Annotated in this window: 12 protein-coding genes and 2 tRNA genes; 11 read left to right on the forward strand and 3 right to left on the reverse strand. The window is 63.2% G+C overall.

The window, feature by feature from the left end; translation table 11 throughout:
* Positions 1-77: 77 nt before the first annotated feature.
* Positions 78-800: a DedA family protein gene (locus tag KIH76_RS07885; RefSeq protein ID WP_214374123.1), complete on the reverse strand. Its 723-nt coding sequence runs from the start codon at positions 798-800 to the stop codon at positions 78-80.
* 217 nt (positions 801-1017) lie between these two features.
* On the opposite strand from KIH76_RS07885, the gene KIH76_RS07890 reads away from it, so the two are divergent.
* A complete protein-coding gene (locus KIH76_RS07890; protein ID WP_219070174.1) occupies positions 1018-2442 on the forward strand; it encodes a metallophosphoesterase in 1425 nt (474 codons plus the stop codon).
* 12 nt (positions 2443-2454) lie between these two features.
* Here KIH76_RS07890 and KIH76_RS07895 read toward each other — a convergent pair whose 3' ends face one another.
* Positions 2455-3255: an IclR family transcriptional regulator gene (locus tag KIH76_RS07895; protein WP_420829265.1), complete on the reverse strand. Its 801-nt coding sequence runs from the start codon at positions 3253-3255 to the stop codon at positions 2455-2457.
* A 275-nt stretch (positions 3256-3530) separates the two neighbouring features.
* On the opposite strand from KIH76_RS07895, the gene leuC reads away from it, so the two are divergent.
* The 6 genes from leuC to KIH76_RS07935 all read left to right on the forward strand — a co-directional run bounded on the left by leuC (position 3531) and on the right by KIH76_RS07935 (position 11392).
* Positions 3531-4934, forward strand: a complete 1404-nt coding sequence (gene leuC / locus KIH76_RS07900) for a 3-isopropylmalate dehydratase large subunit (RefSeq protein WP_214374120.1) — start codon at positions 3531-3533, stop codon at positions 4932-4934.
* Positions 4935-4971: 37 nt separating this feature from the next.
* Positions 4972-5658 carry a 3-isopropylmalate dehydratase small subunit gene (gene leuD, locus KIH76_RS07905; RefSeq protein WP_219070176.1) on the forward strand — a complete coding sequence of 229 codons (687 nt, stop codon included), beginning with the start codon at positions 4972-4974 and terminating at the stop codon, positions 5656-5658.
* A gap of 143 nt (positions 5659-5801) precedes the next feature.
* On the forward strand, positions 5802-9938 hold the full coding sequence (locus KIH76_RS07915; RefSeq protein WP_236036909.1) for a DEAD/DEAH box helicase: 4137 nt from the start codon (positions 5802-5804) through the stop codon (positions 9936-9938).
* Positions 9939-9979: 41 nt separating this feature from the next.
* Positions 9980-10870 (forward strand): DUF4190 domain-containing protein, encoded by an 891-nt coding sequence (locus tag KIH76_RS07925; protein ID WP_214374118.1) that lies wholly within the window; start codon positions 9980-9982, stop codon positions 10868-10870.
* 325 nt (positions 10871-11195) lie between these two features.
* Positions 11196-11269 (forward strand) — tRNA-Asp (locus KIH76_RS07930).
* 50 nt (positions 11270-11319) lie between these two features.
* Positions 11320-11392, forward strand: a tRNA-Phe gene (locus tag KIH76_RS07935).
* 848 nt (positions 11393-12240) lie between these two features.
* Here the strand turns inward: KIH76_RS07935 and KIH76_RS07945 are convergent.
* Entirely contained in the window at positions 12241-13527 is a 1287-nt protein-coding gene (locus KIH76_RS07945) for a GDSL-type esterase/lipase family protein (protein WP_236036910.1), read from the reverse strand.
* A 282-nt stretch (positions 13528-13809) separates the two neighbouring features.
* Here KIH76_RS07945 and KIH76_RS07950 point away from each other — a divergent pair, with 282 nt between their 5' ends.
* The 4 genes from KIH76_RS07950 to KIH76_RS07965 all read left to right on the forward strand — a co-directional run bounded on the left by KIH76_RS07950 (position 13810) and on the right by KIH76_RS07965 (position 19180).
* Positions 13810-15198 (forward strand): GH1 family beta-glucosidase, encoded by a 1389-nt coding sequence (locus tag KIH76_RS07950; protein ID WP_219070178.1) that lies wholly within the window; start codon positions 13810-13812, stop codon positions 15196-15198.
* Between the two features lie 525 nt (positions 15199-15723).
* Positions 15724-17028: an ABC transporter substrate-binding protein gene (locus KIH76_RS07955; RefSeq protein ID WP_219070180.1), complete on the forward strand. Its 1305-nt coding sequence runs from the start codon at positions 15724-15726 to the stop codon at positions 17026-17028.
* 88 nt (positions 17029-17116) lie between these two features.
* Positions 17117-18235 carry a carbohydrate ABC transporter permease gene (locus KIH76_RS07960; RefSeq protein ID WP_219070182.1) on the forward strand — a complete coding sequence of 373 codons (1119 nt, stop codon included), beginning with the start codon at positions 17117-17119 and terminating at the stop codon, positions 18233-18235.
* Between the two features lie 3 nt (positions 18236-18238).
* Positions 18239-19180, forward strand: coding sequence for a carbohydrate ABC transporter permease (locus KIH76_RS07965; protein WP_219070184.1), 942 nt, complete (start codon positions 18239-18241; stop codon positions 19178-19180).
* Positions 19181-19221: the final 41 nt, after the last annotated feature.

Consider the following 19221-nt stretch of genomic DNA (forward strand, 5'->3'; position numbering starts at 1 on the left):
CAGACATCAGCGAACGTGCCTGATGGGTGCCGGCGGCCGACCGAACCGTCAGCGGGGCGCATGCCCGGGGATTGCCGTCAGCGGGCGTGCTTGGGGGCCGCCGTCGCATCGGCGGCCGCGTCATCGGCGCCGTCGGCCGGCTTCTTCTTGCCGAACTTGGCCTTGAGCAGGCCGACGATCGTCGGGATCAGCGAGACCGCCAGGATCAGCACGATCACCAGCTCGAAGTGCTTCTGCACGGCCGGAATGTTGCCGAAGAAGTAGCCGAGCAGCGTGAACAGCGACGACCAGATGAAGCCGCCGAGCACCGAGAACGGCGTGAACCGGCGCCAGCGCATGCCCGAGATGCCGGAGATGAATGGCATGAACGTACGAATGAACGGGAAGAATCGGCCGAGGAATACCGCCAGCGGGCCCCACTTCTCGATCATCGCCTCGGTTTTGGCGATGCGTTCCGGGGTCATCGCCTTGACCTTGCCGGATTCGATGATGCGACGGCCGAAGAAATGGCCGATGAAGTAGTTGCACTGGTCGCCGATGATCGGCGCGCACCACACGACCGGCAGCAGGTAATGCAGTGGCAGCGCGACCTGGCCGGTGGTCGCGTCGGGAGCCGCGAACACGCCCGCCGCGAACAGCAGCGAGTCGCCGGGCAGGAACGGGAAGAACACCACGCCCGTCTCGATGAACACGATGAGGAAGATGAAGCCGAGCGTGGGGGCCACGCCCATCGCGATCCAGCTGGCGATGGCCGCGCGCGGATCCTTGAGCAGCTCGATGATGAAATTGATGAAACCCATGAACATCCTGTCAGTATCAATGCAAACGTCAAATCAACAGTCTGACAGCACGATACCAGCCGCCGTGTAAGAATCGGCTAAGCGTGCGGCGGGCGCGACGCGAAGCGCGGTGCCGGTTCCGCGAGCGGGCCGCGACGTGTGTGGGATGCGTGCCGGTCGCCTGCCTCGTTCGCGCATCGTTCAGCGATTTACAAGGAAGTGGGATAGTCTTAAGGGCATGACGGAACTCAATCAAGTTGACAATCATGCGCAAGGTGGCGAAGGTCGGCGGCCGCTGTCCGTATCGGCGTGGCTTGGTCGTTTGCAGTTCCATAATTCGGGCAAATTCCGCGTGCTGCAGCTTGCCGACATCCAGGACGGGCCGAAGGTCTCCAAGGACACGATCGCGCTGATCGCCGCGGCGCTCGACGCCGCGCGACCGGATGTCGTGGTCTTCACCGGCAACCAGATCGCCGGATACGACACCGCGTTCTCGGCCACGTTCCGCAAGCGGCACTGGACTCCTGCGAAACCGGGCCACGGCGACCGTCTGGACGAGACGATGATGGCGGTGCGCGGCGAGATCGCGGCGTTCCTCAAGCCGCTTGTCGACCGTGGCATCCCGTTCGCTGTGACGTATGGCAACCATGATTTCCAGTGCGGGCTGAGCAACGAGGAACTGGACGCGATCTACCGCGAGTTTCCGGGATGCCTGAACGTGGTGCCGCATGAGTGGGAGGGTCGCGTCGGCACGGCGGAGCGCAACGGTGCGGATGGCGGTGCGAACGTTGCCGCAAACGATGACGACGATATGGATGCGAACGTTGCCGCAAGCAACGGCCCGGCAAAGGCGGATGCGAAGGTTGGCATGATCCCGGCAGGCGTCTACGACATGCCCGCGCCGTGCGCCGCGCCGATCTCGGGCATGCCCGACCAGAAGGTGTATCCGTGCGGGGCCGGCACGTTCGCGTTGCCGGTGATGGACGCTGACCGTACGCATGCCGTGCTGGCGCTGGTCGTGGCGGATTCGGGCGACTACTCGCCGGAGGGCGGGTATGGCAAGCCGTCCAAACGCACGCTCGACTTCCTGTATTCGGTGCCGGAGGCGCTGGGTGCGAAGTCGTTGGTGTTCCAGCACATGCCCGTGCCGCAGTACTACGATCTGCTCAAGGCCGTCGAACCGGACGCGCCGGGCGCGATCCAGGGATACCGTGCATACGAGTCGCAGTATTACGTGCTGGACGACGACAAGACGCAGCCAGGCAGTTATCTGGGCGAGGGCGTCAGCTGCCCGGACTATGACAGCGGCGAGTTCGCGCTGCTGCGTGACGGCGGATATTTCGGCATCGTCGCCGGTCATGACCACCGCAACGGATTCGTCGGTGAATCCGAGGGTGTGATGATGGTCGCGACGCCGACCTGCGGGTTCGGATCGTACGGTCCGGCGCCGGAAAAGCGCGCGGCGCGGCTGTTCGAGTTCGACATCCGTCACCCGCATCATCCGCGCACGCAGCTGCTCGAATTCGGCGAGCTGGTCGGCAAACCCAGCTCGCGCAAGGCGTATTCGTACGACATCGCGTCGGTGAAGCCCGACAGCGAAGGCATGAACCTGCTCCACAAGAAGACGCTGTGGAGCAGGATCCGCGAGTGGCTGCGGCGGTAGGGCCGAGGTCGATCAGCGGCCGGAGGAGGCCTTGATGAGCGCGTCGGTCAGATACTTGCCGGCGGCCATCACGAGTGGCGCGTAGCGGCGGCCCGGGGCGTTGCCCATACGGCCGGACGGGCCGGAGATCGAGATCGCGGCGATCACCTGGCCGGACGCGTTGCGGATCGGTGCGGAGATCGAGCATACGCCCTCCTCGCGTTCGTTCACCGACTCGCTCCAGCCGCGCTTGCGCACGGCGGCCAGCTTTGCGGCGCTGAACTTTGCGTGGCGCAGGCCCTGATGCATGCGTTCGGAATCCTCCCACGCGAGCAGGATCTGCGCGGCCGAGCCGGCCTCCATCGACAGCATTGCGCCCACCGGGATCGAATCGCGCAGACCGGAGGCGCGTTCCACGGCCGCGATGCACACGCGCTGGTCGCCCTGACGGCGGTAGATCTGCGCGGACTCGCCGGTGCGGTCGAGCAGCGTCTGCAGGATCGGGCCGGCCGCGGTCAGCAGACGGTCCTCGCCGGCGGCCGCCGCAAGCTCGGCGAATCGCGAGCCGAGCGCGAAACGGCTGTGCTGGTCACGCAGCACGAAACGGTGACGTTCGAGCGCGATCGCCAGGCGGTGTGCGGTCGGGCGCGCCAGTCCGGTCGCGGCGACGAGCTGACCAAGCGTGGCCGGGCCGGACTCGAGCGCGTCGAGGATCTTCACGGTCTTGTCGAGCACGCCGACGCCGGAGTGGATCTCGCCGTCGTTCGCGCGCTCCTCGGCACCGTCGTTCTCGTCGTCCGCGGTCTGGTCGTTCTCTTCGATCTGGTCGGTCATCGTCTCGCCTTCGTCAAGCCGCTCTTCGGGCATGGTTGGTTCGTCTGCTCTGGAGGAAGTCATAGACGACGATTATGCCATCTCACATAGTGAAACGCAAAATGCGGCCGGGCGGGTTGCGAGGTATTGCGCGAGCGAACCCGTTTGAGATGGTCCATTCCATATCTCATATACCGGCCGCCCAGGGCGGCGCCCGGGCGCCAAACCATAGGCTATATACCACGAAGGCCGCGAGAGTACAAGACCCCGCGGAAAAAAATTAGGAGGAATTCCGAATGGGAACGACACTGGCCGAGAAGGTCTGGGCCGATCATTTGGTGCGCAAGGGCAGCGATGGGGCACCCGACCTGCTGTACATCGACCTGATGCTCATGCACGAGGTCACCAGCCCGCAGGCGTTCGAGGGCCTGCGACTCGCAGGACGCAAGCCGCGCCACGTCGATCAGCTCATCGCCACTGAGGACCACAACACGCCGACCGTCGATATCGACCGGCCGAATCCGGACAAGACGAGCGCCCTGCAGCTGAGCACGCTCGAAAAGAACTGCAAGGAGTTCGGTGTGCGTCTGCACCCGCTGGGCGACGCCGATCAGGGCATCGTGCACGCGTTCGCGCCGATCCTGGGACTGACGCAGCCGGGCATGACGATCGTGTGCGGCGATTCTCATACCTCGACGCACGGCGCGTTCGGCGCGCTCGCGTTCGGTATCGGTACGAGCGAAGTCGAGCATGTGATGGCGACGCAAACGTTGTCGTTGAAGCCGTTCAAGACGATGGCGATCAACGTCAACGGCGAGCTGCCGGCCGACGCGACTGCGAAGGATGTCATCCTCGCGATCATCGCGAAGATCGGCACCGGCGGCGGCCAGGGCCACGTGATCGAATACCGCGGCGAGGCGATCCGCAAGATGAGCATGGACGAGCGCATGACCGTGTGCAACATGTCGATCGAGGCCGGTGCCCGCGCCGGCATGATCGCGCCCGACGAGACGACGTTCGAGTACTTGAAGGGCCGTCCGCACGCGCCGGAAGGCGAGATGTGGGACAAGGCAGTCGAATACTGGAAGACGCTGAAGACCGACGACGACGCAGTGTTCGACAAGGTCGTGGACATCGACGCGACCAAGCTCGGACCGTTCGTGACGTGGGGCACCAACCCCGGCCAGGGCCTGCCGATCACGGCGAACGTGCCGGTGCCGAGCGAGATCGCGGACGCGACCAAGCGCGCCGCCGCCGAACGTGCGCTCAAGTACATGGATCTCGAGCCGGGCACGCCGATCAAGAGCATCCCGGTCGACACCGTATTCATCGGATCGTGCACGAACGGCCGCATCGACGACCTGCGCGCCGCCGCGGCGATCATGAAGGGCCATCACAAAGCCAAGTCGATCCACCGCGTGCTCGTCGTGCCGGCATCGTCGCGCGTGCGTCTGCAGGCCGAACGCGAGGGACTCGACAAGATCTTCAAGGACTTCGGCGCGGAATGGCGCAACGCCGGCTGCTCGATGTGCCTCGGCATGAACCCCGACAAGCTCGTGCCCGACGAGCGGTCGATCTCGACGTCGAACCGCAACTTCGAAGGCCGCCAGGGCAAGGGCTCTCGCACGCACCTCGCCTCGCCGCAGGTCGCCGCCGCCACCGCCATCCGCGGCACGATCTCCTCGCCGGCCGACCTGTAACGCGATCCTGTCGATCTTGTAAAAGGACTGATATTCCATGGAAAAACTCACCACTTTGACCGGCGTGGGCGTGCCGCTGCGCCGCTCCAACGTCGACACCGACCAGATCATTCCGGCCGTGTTCCTGAAGCGCGTCACCAAGACCGGCTTCGACGACGCGCTGTTCTACGCGTGGCGCCGCAACCCGGACTTCGTGCTCAACAAGCCCGAGTACGCGAAGGGCCAGATCCTCGTCGCTGGACCGGACTTCGGCATCGGCTCCTCGCGTGAGCACGCCGTGTGGGCGCTGCACGACTACGGCTTCCGCGTGGTCATCGCGCCGCGCTTCGCCGACATCTTCTACGGCAACACCGCGAAGAACGGCGTGCTTGCGGCGATCATGCCGCAGGAGTCCGTCGAGCTGCTGTGGAAGCTGCTCGAGGAGGAGCCGGGCCGCACGATGACCGTCTCGCTCGAGGACCGCACCGTGACCTGCGGCGACGTGACGCTGCCGTTCGAGGTCAACGACTACGTGCGCTGGCGTCTGATGAACGGCTACGACGACATCGACCTGACGCTCCAGCACGAGGACGACATCGCCGCGTACGAGAAGATGCGCGCCGAGAAGTTCCCGTTCAAGCCTAAGACCATCCCCGCCAAGCACCTGCCCGAAGAGCCCATCGCCTCCGCCCGCGAGCCGCAGGGTGAACCGGAATGGCCGGGCCCGATCGCTGATCGCGACTAGCGCTTCAATATTCGATTCCACGCCGTGGCCGGTGCACATGTCCGTTGCGCCGGTCACGGTTTTTGTTATATGAGCGGAACCGGCTATGCGCGGCGGCGTCTAGGATGGAAAGAATGATGATCCGTCGGAAGGGGCGCTGATATATGGACTGGCACGCGTCGGTATACGGTTCCCGTTCGGGATCGGGCAGCTATCGCAGCTACGACGATGATGACGACGATTACGGCACCGCGTACGGCGCATATGACGAGGCCGACGATTACGACGCGTACGGCGAGCCAGTCCGCCGCCGCGCGGGATTCTCCGGCGACACCGCATACGGTGCCCCCACCGTCAGTGACGCGACCCTGCGCAGACGCGGCGGCAAATCCTACGCCCGCGCCCGCGAGGTCATCACCTCGAACCGCATGCACCGGTTCGCCTGCACGCCATCCGGCACCGGCATCCACCTGACCGCGCTCGTCACCGCCGCCGACCGATACGCCGACGACTACCAGGTCTTCGCCGACATCGACGCCGGCGACATCACCGCATCGCACTGCACCTGCCCCGCATACGGTCGGTTCTACAGCATCTGCAAACACGTCATCGCTCTCGTCATGGCCTACAACGAGCACCGCGAATGGTTCCAGCGCATCGACGGCGGCACGCCGGGCGCCGGCATCCAGCCGCCCCGCCCCACGCGCCGCACCTCGCGCGAACTGGCCACCTTCATGCGCCAACGCGACGCGGCCATGCAAGACAAGGCGAAAAGCCGCCAGCTCGACCTGCTCAAGGAGATCGGCAGCATCGCCGATGCGGGCGGCACCAGTGCGGGCGGCCAAACCGGCGCCGTACGCCACATGCCCATCGGCAGCGTGTCCCTGCGGCTCACCCTAGAAACGCGCGACACGGCCGGCTGCGTCATCAAGCTGCGCATCCAGGTTCCCTCGCGCGGCATTTCATACGTGGTCAAGGACATCGCCGGACTGATCGACGCGGTCGCCAATCAGGAATTCATCTCCTACGGCAAAAAACTCGCGTTCATCCACACGCGTGACGCGTTCGACCGGCGCTCGCAGGCCATTCTCGGCATCATCGAACGCGCGCAGACCATCCGCAGTTCGATCGACAGTGATCCGTATGAATACCTTCGCAAGACCGACGCGTCCGGTATGCGGCTGTCGGACGGCGAGATCACCGATCTGTTCGAGGTGTACGCCGGTACGGACGAGACGATCGACTATGCGCCGTCCGCGCGGTATTACATGCCGTCCATGCCGGCGCGAGTGGTGGATGGCACGCCTGATCTGGGGCTGGCTATGGAGCGGGTCGATGGCGCGGATGACGGCAATGCGAACGGTGGCACGAACGGTGGCGCCACGACGGGACGTGGCGGCGGTGCGGCCTCGGGCGTGAATCCGGGTGGCTACGTGTTGCGGCATACGCAGTGCGTGGAACGGTTCATCGCAGGCCAGAAGGCGACGTATCTGATCGTGCGGCCGTTGTCGCAGGCGGTGCTGGACGCCGATGCGAACGATCGTGTGGGCGGTGCGGGACATGCGGCCGGTTCGGCGCGATCGGGCGGCATCGGCGGCCCGTTCGTCAACGGGTTCCCGAAAGACATCACGAACGGCGCGGACGTGGTGGACTGGCTGCGGGCCAACGCGTCGCGCTCGCGAGCGGGGATCCAGCCGGCGACGATCTACCGTTGCGATGCCGGGTTCGTCCGCAACCGCGAACTGCTGGAACTGCTGTGCGGCGACGACGAGCGGGCGTCGCTGTATCTTGGTGCGGCGGACGTGACGATGTTCGCGCGGACGATCCTGCCGTTGCTGACCAACGCTGCTCACGTTGGCAATCCCGGGCAGGACAACGTTGGCGATGACAACGTTGGTGACGGTCATGCCGACAACGATCCCGCCGTGCCGTCCCCGGACATCGACGACGACGCTAGCTGGTCATCGAACGGGCTGCGCATCGACCTGCCGCCGGAACTTCTGCGGCTCGTGCGCGTGCCCTGCCGCATCGCCATCTACCTCGACCGCGACCGAACGGGCATCACCTGCGATGTGCAGGCCCGCTACGGCGACAAGCGCTACCACGTCTTCGACGGCATCGGCAACACGTCCGACGATCTATTGCGGGACAAGGACGCGGAACGCCTGGCGGTGGAGGCCGTGCTGCACTATTTCCCGCGTCCGGCCGGCTCGGTCGCGTTCATCCCCGAATCTGACGACAACGCGATCTACAAACTTCTGACCGAAGGGCTGCCCGTCCTGCGCGGTCTCGGCGACGTGTACGCCACGCCCGCGTTCGACGGACTGTCGGCCATGCCGCGGCCGACCATCAAGGTCGGTCTGTCGGTCAAATCCGGTCTGGTCGAGATCTCGCCGATCGCCGACGAAATCGACCCGGATGAAGTGCCTGCCCTGCTTGCAAGCTATCGCAAACGTAAGCGGTTCCATCGTTTGCGCAACGGGGCGTTCGTCGACATGCGCACCGTCGACACGAGCGCCGTGGACGAGATCGCGTCCGACCTCGGCCTGCGCGCGGCCGACGTCGAATCCGGCTCGCTCACCGTGCCTGCGTTCGAGGCGTACTATCTCGACCATCAGGTCGACGACGCCGGCAAGGACGCGAGCTTCCGCGCATACCTGGACGGTCTGCGCGTAATTGACCCGAACATGTATCACGTGCCCGAGCCGCTGTCCGACGTGCTGCGCTCGTATCAGACTGAGGGCTTCCGTTGGCTCAATGCGGTGTGCGACAAGGGATTCGGCGGCATCCTCGCCGACGAAATGGGCTTGGGCAAAACCGTGCAGCTGCTTTCGTTCCTGCTCGCGCGGCGCGACGAATCGCGGGCGGCCCGGCAACCGAACCTGATCGTGTGCCCGGCGTCGCTCGTATACAACTGGGCCGCCGAAGCGGCGAAATTCACGCCCGGACTGCGCGTCGAAACGGTCGCTGGCTCCAAGGCGGCGCGACGCGCGATATTGGACGGGATACGCCTCGTGCAGTCGCCACAGTCTTCTCGGCAGGGAAGTGCGGTGGACGGCGCCGAGGACATGCCTGACCTGATCGTCACGTCATACGATCTGCTGCGCCGCGACATCGAAGACTATGCGGGACTTGAGTTCTTCTGCATGACGCTCGACGAGGCGCAGTACATCAAGAACGCGGCCACCAAAGCCTCGAAATCGGTGCGCGCGATCGACGCGAGGCACCGGTTCGCGCTGACCGGCACGCCGATCGAAAATCGTCTGAGCGAACTGTGGAGCATCTTCGACTTCCTCATGCCCGGCATGCTCGGCTCCTACGCGCATTTCCGCGACCGGTTCGAAATGCCGATCCTCAGCGGCGACGAGACCGCGCAGGCCAAGCTGCAGGCGTTCGTCGGCCCGTTCATCCTGCGTCGTCTCAAATCGCAGGTGCTCAAGGATCTGCCCGACAAGATCGAAAACATCATCACCGTGCAGCTCGCCGGCGAACAGCGCAAACTGTACGCGGCGCTCGAACAGCAGCTGCGGTCGGCGATCCTCAAGCAAAAACCGGCCGACTTCAACACCGGCAAGATCCAGATCCTCGCGCAGCTGACCAGACTGCGGCAGGTGTGCTGCGATCCGCGGCTGCTGTACGCCAACGCCGGACGTGACGCGGGCGGCGGCGCGACGGCGGGTGCCGGTGCCCCGAACGCGACTCAACCGGCTGCTGGCACGAACGACGCGTCCGTCGCCAAGACGGTTCCCAAGCCATCCTCCAAACCGGGCAAGATCAGCTCCGCCAAGCTCGACGCGATCGCCGAACTGGTCGACTCGTGCCGCGACGCCGGCCGCAAGATGCTCATCTTCTCGCAATTCACCAGTTATCTTGACCTCATCGCCGAACGGCTGCGCGCGAACGGCGTCGTCTACGACACAATCACCGGGGCCACGCCGAAAAAGCGCCGCCTCGAACTGGTCGAGCAGTTCAACCGCGACGAGACGCCCGTGTTCCTCATCTCGCTCAAGGCCGGCAACACCGGCCTGAACCTGACCGGCGCGTGCGTGGTCGTGCACGCCGACCCGTGGTGGAACGCGGCCGCGCAGAACCAGGCCACCGACCGCGCGCACCGCATCGGGCAGACACAGGACGTGAACGTGTACCAGATCGTCGCCAAGGACACGATCGAGGAGCGCATCCTCAACCTGCAGCGCTCGAAAACCGATCTCGCTCAACGGTTCGTGGACGCGGCCTCCAGCGCGTCCGGCCATTCGGTTGCTGCGCTCACCAAAGACGACCTGCTCGCGCTGCTCGGGTGAGTCTCACCGATTCATCCGGGTTCGCAGTCTAGACTGGTGTTATGAGTGATAACAACGCAACGCCGCAGACGCCGTTCGGCAACGATCCGCAGTCCCAGTCCTCGTCTTCCGCATACCCACAGGGCACCCAGTTCGGGTACGATCAAACGCCGCAGGCGTCCCCGGCGGCCGAACCCAACCCCTTCCAGCCGCAGCAACCGGATGCCGCCGGCTATGCTCAGCAGCCGGTTGCGTCTGCCGGCCAGCAATACTCGCAGACGTCGCAGCCGGCCGACGTCGGCCAGCCGTATGCGCAGCAGCCGCAACCAAATCCGTATGAGCAGGATCATCCTTACGCGCAGAATGCGCAGAACGGGCCCGAATTCATCGCGCCCAACCCGTACGCGCAAACAGGTTACGGGTATGCGGGCGGTGCCGCAGGTGGTCCGCAGTCCGGTCAGCTTGGTCAGCCGTACCCGCCGCAGGGGTACGCCTACCCGTATCCGCTGCCGGCGAACCAGCGTTGGAACACGATGTGCATCGTCGGATTCATCTTGGCGTTCGTGTTCGCGCCGGTCGGTGTGGTGCTGTCGGTCATCGCGATGATCCAGATCAGCAGGAGCGGCGAGAAAAGCAGGGGCATTGCGCTCGCGGGCATCATCGTCGGTGCGGTCAACACGGTGATCCTGGTGATGGTGATCGTGGCGATCGCCGTGGGAATCGGCTCGTTCATGGATGCGGTCGAGCGCGGCTACACGTATAGCGACGACTCGTACTCCACGGATTGCACGCTTACGATCGACGGCCAGTGCGTCGGGCTCGACGAACTGTACAAGTATGGCATCGATCCGGATGATCTGGACGATCTGCGGGGCCTGCAAGGGCTGTTGCCGGGTTTGGAGTTCAATGGGCAGTCGACCGGTTGGGATGGTGCCGTGACCGTGACGCGGTGATCGCGTGGCGCGATGAGCGGTGCTGGGTGTGCGCGGCGGGCGGCGCTGAGCATGCACGGTACTGAGTGTGCGTGGCGGGGTGGTGCGACACGCCGATGAGGGCGTCTTCTCGATGATTTCAGGCTGGTTTTCGCGGTGAAATCAGCCTGAAACGCTACGTTGCCCACTGTGATGCGGCGCATGACGATGAGGGCTTAAAAAGCCTGTAATTGTAACGGTTTTAGGGTATTTTGCGACGTGATCGGCGAGCGCGACACGCCGAGAGTTGCGCTCGGCTCGGATATCTGTAATATATCTACTCGTTGCTTCGCACAACGAACAACACGGCCCCGTAGCTCAGTTGGTTAGAGCGCCGCCCTGTCACGGCGGAGGTCACCGGTTCAAGTCCGGCCGGGGTCGCTTGAATAGCTAAGAAACCCGGTTCGCCGGGTTTTTTTCAACTGTTCACTGGCTCTGTAGCTCAGTTGGTAGAGCGAACGACTGAAAATCGTTAGGTCAGCGGATCGATGCCGCTCGGAGCCACCGCCAAAACCCCGCAAGCCCAATCATTCCAAGGCTTGCGGGGTTTTCTGCATTCCGCGCCGAAGTCCGTAAAAACGGACTAATCCGTATTTGATCCGTAGATTCGATGCTAACGGGGTTATAGGCCGACATTCGGTGGCGTAAGGTTCGCGCCCACATTCTCCCGGGCATACGGCCGGTTTGGGGTGCGGAAACGGCCGTAAGCCCGGGAGGAGCGTGGGGGCTTATGACCCTCAGGGCTGCGGCCGCATTCTCCCGGGCATACGGCCTGCTGTTGCGTCTGAAACGGCCGTATGCCCGGGTAGGGGGTGACCGTGACTGCTGCTCCCCGGGCATACGGCCGGTTTGGGGATCCGTAGAGACCGTAAGCCCGGGAGTGGGCCATACCATCCTAGGCAACGGTCTTTCCCCGGGCATACTGCCGGTTCGGAGGCCAAAACTGGGCGTATGCCCGGGCGGAGGCGAGATTTCGGGCTCAGTTCCCGGGCATACGGTCTGCTGTTGCGCCTGAAACGGCCGTAAGCCCGGGAAGGACGTGGGCTTGGCCTCTCTTCTCAGGCCTGCGGTTACATTCTCCCGGGCATACGGTCGGTTTGGGGTGCGGAAACGGGCGTATGCCCGGGAGGGGCGCGCGAGATATGGTGCGGCAAAGATGAAGATGCGGAGAGGACGGAACGGTGCCGCGGGAGGGAGAAAAGATGTCACCACGGCACTCGCGGAGTCCTCTTGTGCCGGATCCGCACAGGCAGATCAGGGTGTATGCCGCCGCGGCGCCCGCGGAGCCTCCCTCAAGGGAGACGCACGTACCGGACGGCGGCCATACGTTTGTGACTGATGTCGCTCATGAATCAGTCCTCCCAGATGTCATCACCCAGCGACTGGATGAACGCGGTCAGTTCGCGGGCCATCTCCTCGTGCTCGGCCACGCGCGGATGGCCCGGCGTGGCGGCGCCGTTGCGCGAATACAGGAAATGGTAGGCGACGGCACCGTGCTCATCCTTGGGGTGCGTGAGGTCCGTGGCGGTGCATGCCGCGGCCGTGCCGGTCACGGCGCGATGCGCACTGTCCGCGGTATCCGCAGCGGCGTACCGGGTCGTGCCGAACGGTTCGCTCGTCGGCTCGCCAATCGTCGCGTTAAACTCGCGTACGGCCTCGTCGATGGCTCGATCCCATGCCGGGTCGTGGCGCAGCACGGTGGTCGTGCAGATGATCGTCGCCTTCGGATATCGCGCGTGGATGCCGCGCAGGAAATCCACGTACCGGGCGCGCCAGTGCGACGCCTGTTCGCCGTGGTAGTCCTCGGCCATGAAATCGACCGGATGGGAGTCGTTCTGCCCGACCGCGACGATCACGACGTGCGGCGTGTACCGCGCGAAATCCCACGGTTTCGTCTCGCCGAGCGCCGGGTTGTACTCGATGCGGTCCCAGATGCTTTCCTGACCGATGTAATCCGGTCCGCAGAACCAGCCGATGCCGTCGATCAGCGCCGCGCCGCCCTGCGACGTGTCGTGCAGCGCCGCGCCGAGATTGCGCGCGGTGATCGCCGCATACGAATACCACGCGTTGCTGTACCCGCTGAGGTCGACGTCCGGGTCGGCCTTGCCGACGTACAGCGCGGCCTCGTTGCGCTCTCCGCAGGAGACGGAATCGCCGAACACCTCGATGCGGCGGGTCGGTGCAGGATCGAGCGGCGGCATGATCTCGGCGCCGGTGTCGAGTCCGAATCCGAGGATCTCGAGGTAGTGCATGCCGTCCTGGCGCTTGAACACGACCGCCTCGTGTTCGATGTTCGGCAGGTTCTCGGCCAGCGTGACCGTGACCGGGCCGTATACGTTGCCGTCGGCGTAGGCGGTGTTGACTGCCGGGTCGGCTGCTCCGGAAGGGATTCGTACGGCGGTCTGCATGCCGTCGATGATGACGCCGATCTTCGTATCGCCGTAATTCCAATGGTTGACGACGGTTGCGGTGAGCGACGTGCCGGTGAAGCGGAACGCGGCCTGCGTGTATGGGAAGACCCAGATCGGACGTTCGGGGTCGGCGTCGTCGATGCGGCCCATCGTACGCAGTGCCGGGTTGCCGGGGGTGATGGTGACGTGATCTGTGGATGCGGTGTCGGATGCGTGACCGTTGTGCATGGCGTACTCCTGGCTCTTCATTGATTTGGATGATGCCAACTGTAGTCCGGTGCACGGCGTCGCGGTGATTATTGACTTGGTCGAATCCAGTATGCGCAACATCTTAACCGGTTAATGGAAGATGTGGTGTCCTGAACGAACATGGAGTAAACTACCAATTGGTCGCTAATGATGGCGGCCGTTGCCGATTCGTCGGATACCCAAACAGATGCGCCCCGCCATGCCCCGTACGATTGGCCAACGTCGAACAAGCGATCACGTGAATCGAGAAAGGAACCACCCATGAAGCTGCCCAAGGACTTCATGCTCGGCACCGCCACCGCCTCCTACCAGATCGAAGGCGCGGTCGACGAGGACGGCCGCTGCCCGTCCATCTGGGACACGTTCTCCCACGCCGGGCATACCGTCAACGGCGACACCGGCGACGTGGCCACTGATTCATACCACCGCTACAAGGAGGACATCGCCCTGCTCAAGGACCTCGGCGTCGATTCCTATCGTTTCTCCATCGCCATGCCGCGCATCCTGCCGACCGACGGCGGCCCGGTCAACGAGAAGGGCGTCGACTTCTACGATCGCGTGGTCGACGAACTGCTCGAGGCCGGCATCAAGCCGTGCGCCACGGTCTATCACTGGGATCTGCCGCAGTACCTCGGCGACAAGGGCGGCTGGCTCAACCGCGACACCGCGTGGCGCGTGGCCGAGTACGCCCGCGTGATGGGCGAGCGTCTCGGCGATCGCGTCGATACGTGGATCACCGTCAACGAGCCATGGTGCGTCTCCTACCTGAGTTACGGCGGCACTGAGCAGGCCCCGGGCCTCGGGGACGGGCCGGCCGCGTTCGAGGCCGTGCATCACGTCAACCTGGCGCATGGCCTGATTGCTGAAGCGCTTCACCAGACGATCACGAAGGAGTACGCCAAGGTCGCGGTCACGCTCAACCTCCAGGTCAACCGCGGCGATGCCGACGCCGTGCACCGCACCGATCTGATCGGCAACCGCGTCTTCCTTGATCCGATGCTGCGCGGCTACTATCCGAACGAGCTGTTCGCGGTCACCAAGGGCCTCTGCAACTGGAAATTCATCAAGGACGGCGATCTCGACATCATCCACCAGCCGATCGATCTGCTCGGTCTGAACTACTACTCGACCGGTCTGGTCGCGATGAGCGACCGCCCGCAGTTCCCGCAGTCCACTGCGGCGAGCGTATTCCCCGGCTGCAGCGACATCGATTGGCTGCCGACCGACGGCCCGCATACCGAAATGGGCTGGAACATCGACCCGAACGGCCTGTACGACCTGTTGGTGCGGCTGCACAACGACTACCCGGAGTACCCGCTGTTCATCACCGAGAACGGCATGGCCTGCCCGGATCGGCTGGTCGAGGAGACGGATCCGGCGACCGGTGAAACGGTTAAGGCCGTGCATGACGACGACCGCATCGACTACCTCACCAGGCACTTCGACGCGGCCCGCCGCGCGATGGAGGCCGGCGTGCCGCTCGCCGGCTACTTCGTGTGGTCGCTGCTCGACAACTTCGAGTGGGCCTTCGGCTACACCAAGCGTTTCGGCATCACCTACGTGAACTACGAGACGCAGGAACGCACCCCGAAGGACAGCTTCAAGTGGTACAGGAAGCTCATCGCCTCGCGCGAACTGCCCGAGCTGTGAGCTGATGCCGCCGGTGGCGGTTTTCTTTCGCTGAGTGGGCATTCAGTGAAAGAAAACCGCCACGCAAGGTTATGAGATGCCTCTGCGATGACGGAGAGGCCCCGTTGTACCACGCGGAATCCGTCCGATGCGGGCTGATGCTTTCTTGCTGTGCGGGCTTCCGATCAGCGTTCCGTCTCTGCCTGATAAATTGAACCGCTTCACTTTTTGTCGTGTTATTGCAAGAAGATGAACTGCCTTGTATTCTATGTCCAATCTATGGAATGCTGTCAGAAGGCGATGACGCCGATTTCGGCAGTCGCGTATTTCCCTAGATTTCAATGGTTTTCGCATGTCTGATGGGGCTTCGCGGGCATCTGCGCCGCGACACGCCTTAACCGGTTAAGAAAATCTCTGATACACTGAATGCAAGACGAGTTCAAGCTATCGATCGTCGCCAATGATGGTGATTGATCGACCCGTCGCCGGAACGGTCCGGTACATAGCGGAGAAGAACAGGCCAATGCAGGCAAGGAAGGATTACAGATGAACAAGTTTAAGCCGGTTATGGCGTCGATCGTTTCACTGGCAGTACTCGCAAGCGTGGGCGCATGCGGGGAAACCAACAGCAGCAGCGGTTCGTCTGATGGCACGGTCACCATCAAGATCCAGAACTACGATACCGGTTTCGGTGCTCCGTCCGGAAAGAACAAGGGTGCCGATCTGTGGAACAAGTACATGAAGGAGCACCCCAACGTCAAGATCGAGGAAACCCGCGCTGCGTCCTCCGATGACGCCCGAGCCGCCTTCAACACCGCTATCTCCACCGGTTCCAACGCCTATGACGTCTACCTCGCCGACATCGACTGGATGCCTTCCATCGTGGCGATGGCCGATAAGTTCGTGGATCTGACTCCGTACGCAAAGGACAACGACTGGACGGACGTGAAGCGAGAAACCGCCACCGTCAACGGCCGTCTCATCGGTGCTGGCACGGACTCCGGCCCCGAGGCAATCTGCTATCGTGCCGATCTTCTTGAAAAGGCCGGTTTCCCGTCCGATCGCGAATCCGTCGCGAAGTGGATCGGCGGGGAGAACGCCACTTGGGAGTCCTACTTCAAGGCCGGCAAGGAATATACGGAGAAAACCGGTCTTCCTTGGTTCGATTCGCTTGCCAGCACCTGGCAGAGCATGATCAACCAGGTCGATGAATCCTACATTTCCCGTGACAGCAACGAAGTCATCGCGACGACGAACGACAAGGTCAAGAGCGATTACGACCAGCTCACCTCCGTCACCGATCTCTCCGCCCACCTGGTGCAGTGGAGCGATGACTGGAACGCTGCGTTCGGAGCCGATGACGGCTTCGCCACCATCCAGTGCCCGATGTGGATGCTGAACACCATTCGCGGCAACTCCGGTGAGGACTTCAAGGGCTGGGACATCGCCGACGTCTTCCCGGGCGAGGGCGGCAACTGGGGCGGCGCCTTCTTCGTCGTACCGGAATCCTCCCCGGTCAAGGAGGAGGCGGCCAAGCTCGTCACCTGGCTGACGGCCAAGGACCAGCAGGTGGACATGTTCACCAAGGCCGATCACTACCCGAGCTCCGTCTCCGCGCGTAAGGATCCGGCCGTGTACGACAAGACCGACGAGTGGTTCAATAACGCGCCGATCGGCAAGATCTACGATAACCAGGCGAACGCCTACAAGATCAATCCGTACAAGGGCGATCAGTACTTCGACATCCAGAGCAAGATGATCGATGCACTCAACCGCGTCGATGCCACCAAGGAACAGACCCCATCCGAGTCTTGGAAGCAGTGGGTCAACGATGTCAAGGCTTTGAGCTGACCATCAATCTTCCCGGGGCCTCGTTCACCTCCTTTGGCGGGGCCCCGGGTTGTTCCTTGGGGGAAATAGGAAAGACAGAGGGACGAATATGGCAAACACCGCTCATGCGACCAGTGAATCTTCGTCGTTGAAAAACAAACTGAGTATCTTCGAATGGAAAACTGCACCGTACCTGTACGTGGCGCCATTCTTCATCCTGTTTGCGGCCGTGGGATTGTTCCCGCTGCTGTACACCGCGTATATCGCCACACGGCAATACAACACGTTGACCGGAGACGGCGGCGTAGCGGTCTGCGGCGCCACCTGCGGCGACAGCAGTCCGAGCGTGTTCGCCAACTTCGCATGGGTGGTCCATCAGGAATCGTTCTGGGATGCGTTGAGGAACTCCTTCTCCATCTTCATCCTGAGCTCCGTGCCGCAGATCATCCTGGCGCTGTTCCTTGCCTGGATCCTCAACGCGAATCTCAAGGCGAAGACGTTCTGGCGCATGGGCGTGCTGCTGCCGTACATCGTCGCTCCCTCCGCCGCAGGCATCATCTTCTCCCAGATCTTCTCCGACAAGCAGGGCGTCATCAACGTGCTGCTGACCAACATCGGTCTCAACCCGATCATGTGGCACGCCGATACGTTCTGGTCGCACGTGGCGATCGCCACGATCGTCAACTTCCGCTGGACCGGCTACAACACGCTGATCTTCCTCGCCGCCATCCAGGCAATTCCCAGCGACGTCCTTGAGGCCGCCGTCGTGGACGGCGCCGGCGCGTGGCGCACCTTCCGATCCGTGGTGCTTCCGATGCTGCGTCCGACGTTGATCTTCGTGATCATCACTTCGACCATCGGCGGTCTGCAGATCTTCGACGAGCCGCAGATGTTCCACAACAGCACCAACGGATACGGCGGTCCGAACCGGCAATACCTGACGCTGTCGCTGTACCTATGGGATATGGGCTTCAACAAGGTGACCATCGGCCAGCCGAATCTGGGGCGTGCTGCGGCCGTGGCGTGGATCCTGTTCCTCATCATCGTGATTCTTGCAGTGATCAACTTCCTCATCACGCAACGTCTTTCGACCGGCAGCAAGATCAAGAATCAAAAGGGCCAGATGGCCCAGATCAAGGCCCAGCAGGACAAGGAATACGAGTTGGCCCAGCGTTCCGGGGCCAATGCGCGTCAGGCCGCCGGCGTCATGATCGGAAAGGAGAACTGAGCCATGAGCAACGGTTCCACCAAGAGCAACGATGAGCTCGGTGTCCCCGCCATTGAACAGCTGTACGGCAAAGGCACGGCAAAAGCCGCGGCCCGCCGTCGCAAGAAGTTGGGCATGACCAGCGAAGGACGACGTGCCGGCTGGGGAACATACCTGATCCTCACGATCGCGGTGCTCATTTTCCTCATTCCGCTGTATGTTGCGGTTTCGATCGCATCGCAGGACAGTACCTCCACGCAATACGGCGCGCAGGCGCTTATCTTGGGAGGCGGCCTGGTCAAGAACATCGTAAGGGCCTTCAACGCCATCAAATTCTGGCAGGCGTTCGCCGGCACCCTGATGGTCTCCACCATCGTCTCGGTCTCCACCGTGTTCTTTAGCACGTTGGCCGGGTATTCGTTCGCCAAGCTGCGCTTTCGTGGACGCGGCGTGCTGTTCACCATCGTGATCGGCACGATGACCATTCCGCAGCAGCTGAGCGTGGTGCCGCTGTACATCATGGCCAACAAGGCCGGTCTGTTCGGTTCGCTCTGGGCGGTGATCATTCCCAGCCTGGTCAGTGCGTTCGGCGTGTTCTGGATGACCCAGTATCTGCAGGATGCGTTGCCGTACGAGCTGATCGAAGCCGCTCGCGTGGACGGTTGCTCCATGTTCCGCACATTCCTGTCCGTCGCCGTTCCGGCCGCTCGTCCGGCTGCATCGATGCTGTTCCTGTTCACGTTCATCGCCCAGTGGACGAACTACTTCTGGCCTATGCTCGTGCTCGGCCCGAACAAGAACAACATGCTGACCGTTGCCGCGGCGAATTTGCGAGGCATGTACTTCACCGACTACACCATCGTGATGGCCGGCGTCATCCTCACCACGTTCCCGTTGCTGCTGCTGTTTGCCATCGCGGGACGTCAGCTGGTTTCCGGCATCATGGCCGGCGCGGTCAAGGGCTGATGCGGTTCTCCTCCTCATGATCGTCTGGCGGTTGGCAAGAA

The organism is Bifidobacterium simiiventris (assembly GCF_019331715.1).
Lineage (GTDB): Bacteria > Actinomycetota > Actinomycetes > Actinomycetales > Bifidobacteriaceae > Bifidobacterium > Bifidobacterium simiiventris.

Coding starts and splice junctions, on each gene's coding strand:
- KIH76_RS07955 (WP_219070180.1), top strand. CDS start 15,724: ATGAACAAGTTTAAGCCGGTTATGGCGTCGATCGTTTCACTGGCAGTA.
- leuC (WP_214374120.1), top strand. CDS start 3,531: ATGGGAACGACACTGGCCGAGAAGGTCTGGGCCGATCATTTGGTGCGC.
- KIH76_RS07915 (WP_236036909.1), top strand. CDS start 5,802: ATGGACTGGCACGCGTCGGTATACGGTTCCCGTTCGGGATCGGGCAGC.
- KIH76_RS07925 (WP_214374118.1), top strand. CDS start 9,980: ATGAGTGATAACAACGCAACGCCGCAGACGCCGTTCGGCAACGATCCG.
- KIH76_RS07885 (WP_214374123.1), bottom strand. CDS start 800: ATGGGTTTCATCAATTTCATCATCGAGCTGCTCAAGGATCCGCGCGCG.
- KIH76_RS07960 (WP_219070182.1), top strand. CDS start 17,117: ATGGCAAACACCGCTCATGCGACCAGTGAATCTTCGTCGTTGAAAAAC.
- KIH76_RS07890 (WP_219070174.1), top strand. CDS start 1,018: ATGACGGAACTCAATCAAGTTGACAATCATGCGCAAGGTGGCGAAGGT.
- KIH76_RS07895 (WP_420829265.1), bottom strand. CDS start 3,255: ATGACCGACCAGATCGAAGAGAACGACCAGACCGCGGACGACGAGAAC.
- KIH76_RS07965 (WP_219070184.1), top strand. CDS start 18,239: ATGAGCAACGGTTCCACCAAGAGCAACGATGAGCTCGGTGTCCCCGCC.
- leuD (WP_219070176.1), top strand. CDS start 4,972: ATGGAAAAACTCACCACTTTGACCGGCGTGGGCGTGCCGCTGCGCCGC.
- KIH76_RS07945 (WP_236036910.1), bottom strand. CDS start 13,527: ATGCACAACGGTCACGCATCCGACACCGCATCCACAGATCACGTCACC.
- KIH76_RS07950 (WP_219070178.1), top strand. CDS start 13,810: ATGAAGCTGCCCAAGGACTTCATGCTCGGCACCGCCACCGCCTCCTAC.